The organism is Oceanihabitans sp. IOP_32 (assembly GCF_009498295.1).
GTDB lineage: Bacteria > Bacteroidota > Bacteroidia > Flavobacteriales > Flavobacteriaceae > Wocania > Wocania indica.
Map to the genome: position 1 here is coordinate 2121059 of NZ_CP040813.1, position 15003 is coordinate 2136061.

At 37.2% G+C, this 15003-nt stretch carries 7 protein-coding genes; 1 reads left to right on the top strand and 6 read right to left on the bottom strand.

Going from position 1 to position 15003, the window contains the following annotated elements:
- Positions 1 to 274 precede the first annotated feature (274 nt).
- The 6 genes from FEZ18_RS08860 to FEZ18_RS08885 form a co-directional block, all read right to left on the bottom strand.
- Positions 275 to 2077: a DEAD/DEAH box helicase gene (locus tag FEZ18_RS08860; protein ID WP_153267975.1), complete on the bottom strand. Its 1803-nt coding sequence runs from the start codon at positions 2075 to 2077 to the stop codon at positions 275 to 277.
- A gap of 2189 nt (positions 2078 to 4266) precedes the next feature.
- Positions 4267 to 5499: a M48 family metallopeptidase gene (locus FEZ18_RS08865; protein WP_153267976.1), complete on the bottom strand. Its 1233-nt coding sequence runs from the start codon at positions 5497 to 5499 to the stop codon at positions 4267 to 4269.
- Between the two features lie 111 nt (positions 5500 to 5610).
- A complete protein-coding gene (locus FEZ18_RS08870; RefSeq protein WP_153269089.1) occupies positions 5611 to 6405 on the bottom strand; it encodes a TrmH family RNA methyltransferase in 795 nt (264 codons plus the stop codon).
- A 78-nt stretch (positions 6406 to 6483) separates the two neighbouring features.
- Positions 6484 to 7794, bottom strand: a complete 1311-nt coding sequence (locus FEZ18_RS08875; protein ID WP_153267977.1) for an amidohydrolase family protein — start codon at positions 7792 to 7794, stop codon at positions 6484 to 6486.
- A 93-nt stretch (positions 7795 to 7887) separates the two neighbouring features.
- Positions 7888 to 10863 (bottom strand): amidohydrolase family protein, encoded by a 2976-nt coding sequence (locus FEZ18_RS08880; protein WP_153267978.1) that lies wholly within the window; start codon positions 10861 to 10863, stop codon positions 7888 to 7890.
- A gap of 84 nt (positions 10864 to 10947) precedes the next feature.
- Positions 10948 to 12015: a DUF3810 domain-containing protein gene (locus FEZ18_RS08885; RefSeq protein WP_153267979.1), complete on the bottom strand. Its 1068-nt coding sequence runs from the start codon at positions 12013 to 12015 to the stop codon at positions 10948 to 10950.
- A 344-nt stretch (positions 12016 to 12359) separates the two neighbouring features.
- On the opposite strand from FEZ18_RS08885, the gene FEZ18_RS08890 reads away from it, so the two are divergent.
- Positions 12360 to 13820 (top strand): aminoacyl-histidine dipeptidase, encoded by a 1461-nt coding sequence (locus FEZ18_RS08890; RefSeq protein ID WP_153267980.1) that lies wholly within the window; start codon positions 12360 to 12362, stop codon positions 13818 to 13820.
- The last annotated feature ends 1183 nt before the right edge of the window (positions 13821 to 15003 follow it).

A 15003-nucleotide genomic window follows, 5' to 3' on the forward strand; every position in this document is an offset into this window, starting at 1 on the left:
TGCATAAATTTCATAGCTTTTTCATGGTTAAATGTTCAACCATCAACAATCTAGTGTGTCATTAAAGAATTAATGGTGTTAATACCTGTTTTTATCCTAGAAATTACTAGATTGGTTTTAATGTAAATGTACTAAACTAATTAGTAATAATGCGCCTTAATTTTTCAATTTGACTTAAAATTAACAAAAAAAAGTTTTGATTTTCAAGAAAACTAAAAATCAAAACTTTTTTGGTTATTTTAATACTATTTATTTTGTCAATATTGCTGTTGTATTAGCGTCTTGAACGTCGTGGTACAGAGGGTCCAGAACCAGAGTCTGAGCGTCTTGGTTTAGCATAAGATGAGCTCCCACTGCGTCTGTCGCTTCGGCTTCCTGAGTTTGTTCGTTTGTCATCACGTCTTCCGCTACTGCGTCGATCATTACCTTTTCCGCCGCTGCGTTTAAAATCGCGTCGTCTTCCGCCTCCACGGTTTTCAGATACTTCTACATTTACAAAACGACCATCGTGTTTATAATCTGTAAAGAAAGCAAGTACCTTATCTTTTAATTCATTTTCAGTATTAAAAAAGGAGAAGCTATCTTTTACTTCAACTTTAAACACATCGTCTCTACCCAGTTCTAAAACTTCTTTTAAGAAATCTTTAAGCTTCATCCAATCGAAACCATCTTTAGCACCTACGTTTATAAAGTAACGTGTAGAATTAGATTTTCCACCAAAATCTCTACCACCATCTCTATCAAAAGAGCTTTCGGCTATGTTTAAGTTTTTAGATTTATTATAGTAATTATAAAAGCGCGTAAATTCTACTGAAAAGAATTTTTTAATTAACTCGTCTTTGTCTGTATCAGCAAATAATTCGTTAATACTGTCTAAGTGTTTATTAATTTCAGGATTTATTTCTGTATTATGAATTTTATTAGCGAGCGACATGAGTTGTATTTCACAAATATCTGCGCCATCTGGAATTTCTTTTTTCTCGAATTTCTTTTTTATTACGCGTTCAATACTTTTAATTTTACGCACTTCACTTTTAGAAACTATCGCCATGGAGACACCCGTTCTTCCGGCACGACCTGTTCTACCTGAGCGGTGAGTATAGACTTCGGGCTCGTCGGGCAATTGGTAATGTATTACGTGTGTAATATTATCGACATCAATACCACGCGCCGCAACATCGGTTGCCACTAGGGTTTGAATTTGTTTGTTTCTAAACGATTTCATTACCAAATCACGCTGATTCTGGCTTAAATCACCATGCAATGCGCCAGCATTATAACCGTCTTCAATAAGTTGTTCTGCCACCTTTTGGGTGTCACGTTTGGTACGACAAAATACCACAGAAAAAATATCTGGATTAGCATCCGATAAGCGCTTTAACGCTTGATATCTATCTCTAGCATTCACCAGATAGTATTCGTGAGTCACTTGGCTAGTACTTTCATTTTTATTTCCAACAGTAATTTCCTGAGGATTTTTCATGAATTTTTTAGAAATCGTAGCCACTTCTTTTGGCATTGTTGCAGAGAATAACCATGTGCTTTTGTCCTCTGGCGTGTGCGATAAAATATCGGTAATATCTTCTTTAAAGCCCATGTTTAACATCTCGTCGGCCTCGTCTAATACCGCATATTCAATTTTGCTGATATCAACCAAACGTCTGCTAATCATGTCTTTCATACGGCCAGGAGTCGCCACAATAATTTGGGCGCCACGTTTTACCTCGCGTGCTTGGTCTGTAATGCTAGAACCACCATAAATGGCCACGACGTTTAAACCTTTACAGTATTTACCGTAATTTTTCATTTCGTTGGTAATTTGTAAACAAAGTTCGCGTGTCGGACTTAAAATTAAACCTTGGGTGGTTCGACTATCCACATCTATTTTCTCTAGCATTGGAAATCCGAAAGCAGCTGTTTTACCGGTTCCTGTTTGGGCTAATGCTACTAAATCGGTTTCCGATTCTAATAAAATTGGGATGGCTTTTTCTTGTACTTCACTCGGTTTCGTAAAACCTAAATCTGTAATGGCTTGTAATAAATGGTCGTTAAGACCTAATTCTTGGAATGTGCTCATTCTATATGTAAGTATTCGATTAAGTTATGCGGTGTTACATAAAGAAGCGAATCGACATACTTAACCTTAAACCTCTAGTAACACATCCTCACTCTGAGGAATTTAAACCCATAATGCTGGGTTTCAAGCTGCAAATATAAATAAATTATCGGTTTCTCATTCCAGCAAAGGCAACTATCTCAAAAATTAAATAAATAAAATGTTTTATTTGGGCGTTTTAACACGCTTTACTCAATGGTTTTTATTTAAATTTTTTGAAATCGTGAATATAAATATTTCACTACTCGCTCCTCCTGCGTCGGGAGCTCAAACATGCCGTTCTAACGTTAACGTATTGATTTGCTTGTTTTTGAAGAGTGTTTTGTTCAGAAGGAGGCACGACTGAAGAATCTTTTTCAATAGTTCTAAATAAGTTAATAAAACAAGAGATTCTTCGACTCCGAATATATTCGGAATGCTCTGAATGACATGACGTTTTAAAATAAATAATAGATTCTTCGCTGCGCTCTGAATGTCAATACGACTGTCATTCAGAAGGAGGCACGACTGAAGAATCTTTTAAGTGGGCACACTAAGTAAATAGAACGTAAGATTCTTCGCTGCGCTCTGAATGAACTGTGCTTTGATTGACACGTTCCTTTGAACGACAGCACACAGTAATAGTCCGTCATGGCGAGGAAGCATGACGGCGCCATCTTTCAATTAAAAGGACCGATAAAATCATGAGATTCTTCGACTCCGAATATATTCGGAATGCTCTGAATGACATGACGTTTTAAATGAATAATAGGTTCTTCACTTCGCTTTGAATTACAATGCAACTGTCATTCAGAAGGAGGCACGACTGAAGAATCTTTTAAGTGGTCACACTAAGTAAATAGAACGTAAGATTCTTCGCTTCGCTCTGAATGAACTGTGCTTTGATTGACACGTTCCTTTGAACAACAGCACACAGTAATAGTCCGTCATTGCGAGGAAGTATGACGGCGCCATCTTTCAATTAAAAGGACAGATAAAATCATGAGATTCTTCGCTTTGCTCTGAATGTCAATACGACTGTCATTCAGAAGGAGGCACGACTGAAGAATCTTTTAATAGGTTTTGCGATTATGTTATAGATTCTTCGCTTCGCTCTGAATGACATTACGTTTTGAATGAATAATAGGTTCTTCGCTTCGCTTTGAATGAACTGTGCTTTGATTGACACGTTCCTTTGGACAACAGCACACAGTAATAGTCCGTCATTGCAAGGAAGCATGACGGCGCCATCTTTCAATTAAAAGGACAGATAAAATCATGAGATTCTTAGACTCCGAATATATTCGGAATGCTCTGAATGACATGACGTTTTAAAATGAATAATAGGTTCTTCGCTGCGCTCTTAATGTCAATACAACTGTCATTCAGAAGGAGGCACGACTGAAGAATCTTTTAAGTGGTCACACTAAGTAAATAGAACGTAAGATTCTTCGCTTCGCTCTGAATGAACTGTGCTTTGATTGACACGTTCCTTTGAACAACAGCACACAGTAATAGTCCGTCATGGCGAGGAAGTATGACGGCGCCATCTTTCAATTAAAAGGACAGATAAAATCATGAGATTCTTCGACTCCGAATATATTCGGAATGCTCTGAATGACATGACGTTTTAAAATGAATAATAGGTTCTTCGCTTCGCTCTGAATGAACTGTGCTTTGATTGACACGTTCCTTTGAACAACAGCACACAGTAATAGTCCGTCATTGCGAGGAAGTATGACGGCGCCATCTTTCAATTAAAAGGACCGATAAAATCATGAGATTCTTCGACTCCGAATATATTCGGAATGCTCTGAATGACATGACGTTTTAAAATGAATAATAGGTTCTTCACGTCGCTCTTAATGTCAATACAACTGTCATTCAGAAGGAGGCACGACTGAAGAATCTTTTTCAATAAGTTTTACACTTAATTTACAGGTTATTAGATTCTTCGCTGCGCTCTGAATAAACTGTGCTTTGATTGACACGTTCCTTTGAACAACGGCACACAGTAATAGTCCGTCATTGCGAGGAAGCATGACGAAGCTATCTTTTCGTTTTAAACTTGACATATCGAAATGAGTCACGATTGAGATACCCCAAAATCAATTGCTTTTCTTCTTTGTATTATGGTATTTCCCCTAGCGTCGAAATGAAAACAAACTAAATCATCCTCTTAAATTCTCAATCCGCTCCAACAGCGTAGGATGCGAATAATGCATAAAAACATAGGCTGGATGTGGTGTTAAATTACTTAAACTGTTTTTGGATAATTTTTTAAGCGATGTAATTAATGGCTCAGCTTTATAGGTGTTTTTGGCATAATTATCGGCTTGGTATTCAAATTTTCTAGAAAACACATTCATAATTAAACCCGTAATTTCAGAAATAGGCGAGTAGAGCATTCCAAAAGCAATTAAACCAATATGAAAACTGGGAATCTCAACGCCCAAGGCAAGCGATAATAATGGATTCGAAATAAATAAAGATAAAATATAAAGCGTTAATCCTGTTAATAAAATAGAAGCAAATAAATTGAATATGATATGTCTCTTTTTATAATGTCCGACCTCGTGTGCCAGTACAGCAACAATTTCCTCATCATCCAGATCGTTAATTAACGTATCGTAAAGTGTGACGCGTTTTTCACTTCCAAAACCAGAAAAATAAGCATTGGCTTTTGTACTTCTTTTAGAGCCGTCAATGACAAAAATCTTATCCAATTTAAAGCCAACGGTTTTCGCATAAGCCGAAATTTTTTCACGCAGCGTCCCCGCTTCTAAAGGGGTTTGTTTATTAAAAAGAGGCACGATTAATTTGGAGTAAAACATATTCATAAACACGGTAAATACAGTGACTAATGCCCAAGCGTAAAGCCAAAAATGATGTCCAGTAAACTCGTAAAACCAAATAATTAAGGCTAAAATACCACCACCAATTAGCGCCATCATGAGCCAGCCTTTTATTTTATCAAGAAAAAATGTTTTAATCGTGGTTTTATTAAAGCCAAATTTTTCTTCAATAACAAAAGTGCTGTAATAAGAAAAAGGTGTGGAGATAATATCGCTGCCAATCATAATAATTCCGAAGAAAATTAAAGCAATAATAATGGCGTTGTCGCTGTAACTTCTGGCGATATTGTCAACAAATTCAAAGCCATCAAAAATCAAAAAACCTAAGGTTAGAAGTATTGAAAAGGAGGAGGTCAGTAATCCAAATTTATAATTAGTCGCCTTGTAATTTTGCGATTTCTTATATTCATCAGTATCATAAACATCTTTTAGATTTTCTGGAAGTTCGTCATTAAAATGTTTGGCATTTAAGGCATCGAGAATCTTATCAACTATAAAATTGATAACTATTATGGCGATGATGATATAAAATAAAGTATTTGCTGTCATGTTATTTTTTTACGGTCTTTGCGAAGTGTTTTTTAGCGACGAAGCAGTCTATTTCGTTCTGGTTTTAATTCTAAACACAACTTCGATATACTTTTTTGGCTAGCGTCTAAATCACTTAAATCCGCGCTGTCTTTTGGCCTCAAAAATAAGAATTCCTGCTGCAACCGACACATTCATAGAATCAATTTCGCCTTGCATCGGGATAATTATGTTTTGGGTAGCGCTCTCAAGCCACTCTGGGCTCAACCCTGAAGCTTCGGTTCCCATAACTATAGCGGTAGATTTAGTAAAATCTTGTGTATGGTAGGTTACAGAGGCTTGTAAGGCTGCGCAATAGATATGGATATCTCTTGCTTTTAAAAATTCAATAATCTCTGAAGTCGTTCCAGTTGCAATTTGATTGGTAAATACGCAACCCACACTAGAGCGAATAATATTCGGATTGTATAAATCGGTTTTTGGGTTCGCAATAATTACAGCATCTGCATTTGCAGCATCGGCAGTTCGTAAAATAGCACCAATATTACCGGGTTTTTCTGGAGCTTCGGCTACTAAAATTAATGGGTTTACAGAGTTAAACTTTAAATTGGCAACCGAATGATTTTTATTCTTTGCGACTGCTAAAACCCCTTCGGTAGTGTCGCGATATGCTAGTTTTTGATAGACTTCTTTAGAAATTTCAATAACTTTAGTTTGTGGGCTTGCTAAGGTATTTAGTTGTTCTTTACTTAATAATTCTGGGTAAAACAGAAGGGTATCCAATTCGTAATGCCCTTTAATAGCAAGCGAGATTTCTCGCAGACCTTCAATTAAGAATAAGCCTGTTTTTTTCCGTTCGCGCGATTTTTCCTTGAGCAAAACGAGTTGTTTTATAAAAGTATTTTGGGGACTGGTAATTTCTTTAATCATAATAAAGGCAATAAAGGCAAAAGTAATTGTTTTGTACAGCATAAAAAAGGAAGCTCGTGGCTTCCTTTTTTATTATTAATTGTTATACTTGCCAGAATAGCGCTTCCAAAGTGTTGTTTGGTGCGTTTCAAGACTGATAGCTCTACCATCAATAAAGGCATGTGTTATATTATTGGTTCGCATATCTAAAGCATCACCTTCACTAATAAATAGTGTCGCACTTTTACCAGATTCTAAGCTGCCGTAATTGGTATCTATCCCCAATATTTTGGCGGGGTTTAGGGTAATAAGCTCTAAGGCCTGTGCTTTGGTTAAGCCGTGCGCCACTGTTGTACCTGCGTAAAATGGTAGGTTTCTGGAATTCATGCGTTCCATGCGTCCGCCAGCGGCAACTTGAAGTGCCACAGTAATCCCGTCATCCACCAAAAGCTTTGCAGCTTTGAAAGGTAAATCGTAATCATCATCCTCATTATTTGGTCTTGAGTGCACCCGTTCTAATAAGACCGCAATATTGTTTTGCTTTAACAAATCTGTCACTTTATAAGCTTCTCTACCACCCACTATAACCATGTTTTTAACTTTATTTTCTTTTGAAAAATTTACAGCATCTATAATTCCTTTTTCGTTATCCACATTAATATATAGGGTTTTAGAACCATCAAAAATGCCTTGTAAAGCCTCAAAAGGTAAATGCGTTATCGTTTTATTGCCTTGGTTATAGGCCTTACTTTCTGTAACATAGTTTACGATTTCGGCAACTTGATTAGAATAGTTTTTATTAGGTTTAAGCCCTGGGTCTTCACCAAGCCACCAACGACCTCTTGTAAAGCTGCTGGGCCAATTTAAATGTATACCATTATCGGTTTTTACAGCGGCATCTTCCCAGTTCCAAGCATCAAATTGTACTACCGATGAGGTGCCGGAAATTCTACCGCCACGAGGTGTAATTTGTCCTAAAAGGACACCGTTAGGACGCATAGACTCCACAACTTTTGATTCTGAATTGTATGCAATTAAACTTCTAATGTGCGGATTCCATGATCCTAATTCTGCATCATCGTCTGATGCTTTTACCGCATCAATTTCTACCAGACCTAGAGTCGAATTCGGTATAATAAACCCCGGATAAACGTGTTTCCCAGCGGCATCAATAACCTGCATTCCCGTTACATCCAAATTTTCGGCTGATACATCTGTTACGGTATGCAGCTTTCCGTTTTTAACAATAATAAGGCTTTTTTCGATAACCGTACCGTTACCAATATGAGCCGTTGCGCCCACTATTGCAAAGTCTTTAGTCTGTTTTGGTGCAGGTGTTTGTTGCGCGATTATTAGGGATTGACTTATTAAGGCCACAAGAAAGATTAGTATTTTTAAATTTTTCATTGGAATTGTTTTTTTAGCTGTTTACCTTATACTTCTCGGTAAAACAACTGTGTTTTATAATGACAAAAAGCTCAAACTATAAATTGAAAACGGTTAGTGTTCGTTATCCATCGTGTCACAGTGAAAATGTGCGTTTTCTTTCTTTTTAATAGGCTGTGTTTTTAAGCCTTTGTTTTTAACCTGCAACATCATATTGATAAGTTCGCTTTTTTCTTGTTTTATGTTTTTACGCTTTTCTTTATCCTGTTCTAAATCAAAATAAACGGCACCTTCAATAAGTGTTTTTTCGGCTTTAGCGTATATAGATAATGGATGGTCGGACCACAGGACGACATCGGCATCTTTACCAACTTTAATACTACCCACGCGGTCGTCGATATGTAATAATTTAGCAGGATTTATGGTTATAAATTTCCAAGCTTCTTCTTCGCTAACACCACCGTATTTTACCGTTTTTGCGGCTTCTTGGTTTAAACGGCGAGACATTTCGGGATCGTCACTATTAATAGCTACCGTTACACCTGCATTGTGCATTATGGCGGCGTTATGTGGTATGGCATCGTTTACCTCGTATTTGTAGGCCCACCAATCGCTAAATGTTGAGCCGCCAACGCCATGAGCTTTCATTTTATCGGCAAGCTTATAGCCTTCAAGAATGTGTGTGAAGGTATTCACGGTAAAGCCAAATTTATCGGCAACTTTCATAAGCATATTAATTTCGCTTTGCACGTAAGAGTGGCATGAAATAAAACGCTCTTTATTTAAAATCTCGGCAAGCACGTCTAGCTCAATATCTTTTCTGTAGGGTTTCCCACTTTTCTTTAAAGCATCGTAGGCTTGTGCTCTGGTAAAATAATCTACAAAAACTTGCTCGACACCCATGCGCGATTGCGGAAAACGTACATTGGTTTGAGCCCGTGTTTGTTTTACATTTTCACCTAATGCGAATTTGATGAATTTCGGACTATCCTTGTAAATTAAATTATCGGCCGATTCTCCCCATTTTAATTTTATGATAGCCGAACGCCCACCAATCGGGTTGGCAGAACCATGTAAAACTTGAATGGAAGTTACTCCACCAGCAAGATTTCTGTAAATACTAACGTCTGTTTCGTCAATAACGTCTTCAATAGTAACTTCGGCAGAAGAATTTTGTCCGCCTTCATTGACTGAAGCGGTAGCGATATGCGAATGCTCGTCAATAATTCCAGCCGTTAAATGTTTGCCTGTGGCATCAACAATTTTAGCGCTTCTATCGGATAGGTTTTGACCGATTTTCGCAATCTTTCCGTTTTTAATTAAAACATCGGTGTTTTTTAAAATGCCCGCGTTCTCGCTAGTCCAAACCGTGGCATTTTTAAATAAAATGGTTTCCGCTTTTGGCAAGGTTGAAAAACCATAAGAATTATTAGGATACGTCACGTCGAAGATTTTTCGGCTTGCAAGAGCATCTTCTTTTGGATCATCTTTAGAAGCTCCTTCGGCTTTTTTAGTAGGTTTCGCAAAAAATGGAAGTGTTTTGCCGTTTGGCATGATGGCTTTACCGTTTAGGTTTTTATTAGCATCTACAGTAGCAGCAATTCTTATGTATTCTTGCTTTGTAGAGTCTGCCGTTGTAAAAGCAATGCTTATCCAATCATCGTTGTATGCTATTTTCGAACCTCGTACTTTGTCGTTGGCAGTAATTCTAGCTTTTAGTTTTTTAAGTTTCCCGCTAATGTTCATTTTAAATGGTTCTCCAGATAAAGAAAATGTATAATCGCCTGTAACATCTTTGGCGTGCATATCTTCTAATATGGTTTTATTACCTTGAACCCAGTTCTCATACAACGTGGTGTTTTCATCAAAAATAGGGCCCGAAGTAATTAAAAAATTAGCTTGGCTTCCAGTTTTAAGGGATCCAATCGCATCAGACTTTCCTAATAATTGTGCAGGAATTGTCGTTAAGGCTTTCAAGGCGTCTTCTTCAGATAGACCGTGCTTTATAGCATTTAAAAGCTGTGCTTTAAACTCGGTAGGCGATTTTAAACCATGTGTGGTCAAGGCAAAAGTGATATTGTTTTCTGCCAGCACTTTTGGGTTTGCAGGTTTTTGGTTCCATGCTCTCATATCGCCTAAGGATAGGGTAGAGGCTAAGAACGAGTCTTCCACATCGAAAGCTTCTGGGAAGTTTACAGGAATAATGAATGCGGCATTAGTAGCTTTTATATCGTTAATACGCTCGTACTCGTCGCCACCACCAAGCATTATGTATTGCACACCATGAGCATCACCAACCTTATCGGCTCTTAAAACATTAGCTCTGCTACCGGCTTCAAATATTTGAACTAGATTTTTATTGCGGTTTAACGCTTCTAGCGATAAATCTTTGGTTTTACTTAGGCCTTTGGCATACCAATTGGCATCTAAATACATTTGTCGTAATAAGGCTAGACTGCCCATTAAAGAGCTTGGATACACCTGTCTAGAAGTTACACTTTTTCGACCAGAAAAATACTGTGCAGAGTTAGCGTCTAAAATTCTGGTCTCATTACCATCAGTTTCATTAAGGGCAACAAGCGTTCCCGTGCCTCTTACAATACCATCATGAATGTGGGTGTTTACGGTTCCGAAACCGGCTTTAAGTAAGTCTTTGGCTGCTTTCGCGTCGAAATTAAAACGCTCTATAGCCTTGTTTTCTGGCATCACGTGATCGTTCCAATAATAGCCCGTTCTGCTCGCATCGTATTGCGGTGTTCTGGAATTGTTAGGGCGACGTTTAGGTTTTTCAACACCAAAACTCGAATACATATCTATAAAAGACGGATAGATATATTTACCCGACACGTCTATAACCACAGCGTTTTTGGGAATGTTTACAGCAGTTCCTGTCGCTATTACTTTACCGTTTTGAATAAGTAAAGTGCCTTGATTTATAATTTGGGTCGGACTAATATATATTTTTGCATTCGTGAAAGCCGTATAATTTGTGTTTTTTGCTTTAACGCCATCGTTTTTAGGAAAGTAATCTTGTGCATAGAACGAAAAACTGCACAAAAGCATCATGAATAAAAACTGCTTTTTTATCATTATTTTGGTTATTTAGAAGGTTTAATCTCTAAATATATAAATTAACCCCACGTTTTTAACATATTTGTGTTTTTTTAACATTTTTTATAAGGCTTCTTTTTCAAGATAATTCACTAATAAAGCCACCACATAACTGTAGCTTTCCATGCCTTTTTCTTGTTTGTTGGCTTTTAAAAAATTGCTGTAAAAGATTTTGAAAAAAGGCTCGGCTGGATTTTTGTAGGCTTTCCAAAACAGGCGAACTTCCTCATAGTTTTTTAAAATACCTTTATTAACATCGGCAACCATGGTTTTGTATAAATCTGGATCGCGTCTATAAATTTCGTTCAAGCAAAATCGCAATCCGAAGGTATATCCTGAATATTTAAAATATAGGTCATCATTATTAATCGTTGCCATAAAACCAATAAAATTAGCTTCATTTTCGGCAGCATAACCTAATTGATGTGCCATTTCGTGCGCTGTAGTGGTTGGAAATCTAAACACTGGGATAAGGGCGTCCACCTGGGCTTCGTTGGTTAACGGATTTAAATACCCGCTAAAACCCATATACGTTAACGGATAACTAAATAAGGATTTTTTAATACTTGGTGGATGGTATTCCAAGTGCGGAAACACACGCTTTAAGTTGTTGTACCCATTTGGGCTGCGTTTAAAAATATCAGATTTAGAATAAGGGATGTCGACCTTTAGCGTATCGTTATGCGTAATTTTTAAATGGTAAGCGTTCGATTTTTCAATGAGTTTTTTAGTCACGAAAACCAATTGCTCGGTGGTGTAATCGTGATTTAAATTCAGGTTTTCATGCAAGGGCATTCTGTGGTAATTCAATCCCCAAAACAAATGAAACGCAAAATACATAAGCGATACCGCTGCAAACACATCTACAAACCATTGCTTGGTATCTTTAAGGAATCGCTTTCTGTTTTTAAACAGCCACCTAACGGCATAAATAAGTGCCAAAGCGTAGAGCAAATCGCCAAACGAAAACGGTAACCAACCCAAAACATATCTAAAAATTTTCGAAATAATCGGGTACAAACCCTTACTGTAGTACGTCTCTACAAACTCAGGGTAATGTGCCAAAACCTTAACCAATGCATATTGCGGGATAAGCGAAAGTGCAATAATCGTTTTCTTATTCTTTAGCATCTTTCAAAAGTAATAAAAATTTGTACCCTATCGCCGTTGTTTATTTGTTAAGGTTTCTTCCTGCTTTCCGTTATATCTTTTTGCGAAGCAGTCCCGAACTTGTTTCGGAATCTCATCAGGTTTTTTGTTTTTTGCGAGGCGTGCACGACGAGGCAATCTGCCAATATATTGTGCTGTCTATTATTGATTTCTACTTTATTTTAAATTGGATGCCACTGCAATCAAGAGTAGCTACCAAATGCGATCTCGGTTTACTATGATTTTTCAAAACTTAGGTTTTCAAAACCTTCGCGGTATTATACAAGACTATTTGTATCTTTGAAGGATTAAAATAAAAACCGAAAATGAGCTCAGAAATAAGACAATTAGAACCACAACAACTTTGGAATAAATTTGCAGACTTAAACGCCGTACCAAGAGCATCAAAAAAAGAAGAACGCGTTATTGCGTTTATAAAAGATTTTGGTAAAAATCTTGGTTTAGAAACCATAGAAGACGAAGTAGGCAATGTGATTATAAGAAAACCAGCCACTGCTGGAATGGAAAATCGTGTTACCGTAGTGATGCAATCGCATTTAGATATGGTGCACCAAAAAAATAACGACACCGATTTCGATTTCGATACCCAAGGCATCCAAATGTATGTTGATGGCGACTGGGTTAAAGCAAAAGGCACCACCTTAGGGGCAGATAACGGTTTAGGCGTGGCAACTATCATGGCTATTTTAGAAAGTACCGATATTCCGCACCCGCCAATTGAGGCTTTATTCACTATAGATGAAGAAACTGGAATGACAGGTGCAAAAGGCTTAAAAGGAGGCTTGCTAAAAGGCGAGATTTTATTAAACCTCGATACCGAAGAAGATGATGAAATAGGCGTGGGTTGTGCTGGCGGTATAGATGTGACAGCAACCAGAACTTACACAGAAGAAGAAACCCCAGAGTTTAAAATTGGTTTCGATATTACCGTAAAAGGGTTGCAGGGCGGACACTCAGGTATGCAAATTCACGAAGGTTTAGGGAATGCCAATAAATTAATGAACCGCTTGCTGTTTGATGGTTTTGAGAATTTTGGATTGCGCATTTCAGAAATTGACGGTGGTAGTTTACGCAATGCCATACCTCGAGAAAGTAAAGCGATTGTCGCTATCGATGCCATACATGAAGACGCCTTTTTGTTGGAAATGCAACAGCAGGCAAACACCTTAAAAACCGAATTTAAAACCATGGAACCCGATTTAGAAATTATAGTTTCTAAAACAGAGGTTCCAGAAAAAATTATGGATTTAGGCGTTCAAGAAGGCTTTACAAGAGCCATGTATGCAGCACCAAATGGTGTTTATAGAATGAGTCCAGATATTCCAAATTTAGTAGAAACCTCTAATAATATAGCGCGGGTTATTGTAAAAGATGGTCATATTAAAATTGGCTGTTTAACACGAAGCTCGGTAGAGAGTTCTAAAATGGATTTGGCCAATACACTGCGATCGGCATTTGAGCTTACGGGTTGCGAAGTGGAATTTACTAGTGATTATCCAGGTTGGCAACCCAATATGGATTCTGAAATACTGAAAGTATTGACAAAAGTGTATAAAGACCTAAACGGTGAGGAGGCAAACGTAGCGGCTTGTCATGCGGGATTAGAGTGTGGTATTCTTGGTACCCATTACCCAGAAATGGATATGATTAGTTTTGGACCAACCATTAAAGGCGCGCATTCTCCAGATGAGCGTGCACAGATTTCTTCTGCTCAAAAATATTGGAAGTTTGTGTTGGAGATTTTAAAACAAATTCCTGTAAATTAATTTCAATTATTAAACCAAATTAGGGTGGCAGTCTTTCCAGATTAAAATAAAAAACTGGAAGATTGCCACTTTTTTTAGCCAATCAAAATTCTTTTGAAAGTGTTGTGTTTTATCATGTCGACAATAGGAGACATCCCATACTTTTTGGTTTTTAAATAAGCTTGAATAATTTTGATGAGATTTCTCAATCGTGCCTCATTTCGAAATGACAGTTCGTGCTTATTGATGCTTTAAGGCTGTTAGAATGGTAATCTAAGAAGATCTGTTTTTTGGTTTCTTCCCTTTATCGTTGACCTTGTTTTTTAGAGGTTAAATTTTCAGTCATTACCGAGACCTAACAGGTTTTTAAAACCTGTTAGGTCTGTTAGGTCTGTATTTATAGGCCATTCGACTACTCGAAGTAGAAAAACGAATAGCAAGTCAATAGTGAGGGGGTTTTCGAAATGATAGTTCGGTCTTTTAAACTTTAACGATTTGTTAGGTCGACAATAGGATACATCCCATACTTTATGGTTTTTAAATAACCTTGAATAATTTTGATGAGATTTCTCAATCGTACCTCATTTCGAAATGACGGTTCGTGCTTATTGATGCTTTAAGGCTGTTAGAATGGTAATCTAAGAAGATCTGTTTTTTGGTTTCTTCCCTTTATCGTTGACCTTGTTTTTTAGAGGTTAAATTTTCAGTCATTACCGAGACCTAACAGGTTTTTAAAACCTGTTAGGTCTATATTTATAGGCCATTCGACTAGCCGAAACACAAAAACGAATAGCAAGTCAATAGTGAGAGCGTTTTTGAAAAGATAGTTCGGTCTTTTAAACTTTAACGATTTGTCATGTCGACAATAGGAGACATCCCATACTTTTTGGTTTTTAAATAAGCTTGAATAATTTTGATGAGATTTCTCAATCGTGCCTAATTTCGAAATGACAGTTCGTGCTTATTGATGTTTTAAAGCTGTTAGAATGGTAATCTAAGAAGACCTGTTTTTTGGTTTCTTCCCTTTATTGTTAACCTTGTTTTTTAGAGGTTAAATTTTCAGTCATTACCGAGACCTAACAGGTTTTTAAAACCTGTTAGGTCTGTATTTATAGGCCATTCGACTAGCCGAAGTAGAAAAACGAATGGCAAGTCAATAGTGAGGGCGTTTTCGAAATGATAGTTCTTGCTTATTTGTGCTTTA

Bases quoted from the DNA above. Each gene is read 5' to 3' on its own strand.
- FEZ18_RS08860 (WP_153267975.1), bottom strand. From the start codon at position 2,077: ATGAGCACATTCCAAGAATTAGGTCTTAACGACCATTTATTACAAGCC.
- FEZ18_RS08865 (WP_153267976.1), bottom strand. From the start codon at position 5,499: ATGACAGCAAATACTTTATTTTATATCATCATCGCCATAATAGTTATC.
- FEZ18_RS08875 (WP_153267977.1), bottom strand. From the start codon at position 7,794: ATGAAAAATTTAAAAATACTAATCTTTCTTGTGGCCTTAATAAGTCAA.
- FEZ18_RS08880 (WP_153267978.1), bottom strand. From the start codon at position 10,863: ATGATAAAAAAGCAGTTTTTATTCATGATGCTTTTGTGCAGTTTTTCG.
- FEZ18_RS08885 (WP_153267979.1), bottom strand. From the start codon at position 12,015: ATGCTAAAGAATAAGAAAACGATTATTGCACTTTCGCTTATCCCGCAA.
- FEZ18_RS08890 (WP_153267980.1), top strand. From the start codon at position 12,360: ATGAGCTCAGAAATAAGACAATTAGAACCACAACAACTTTGGAATAAA.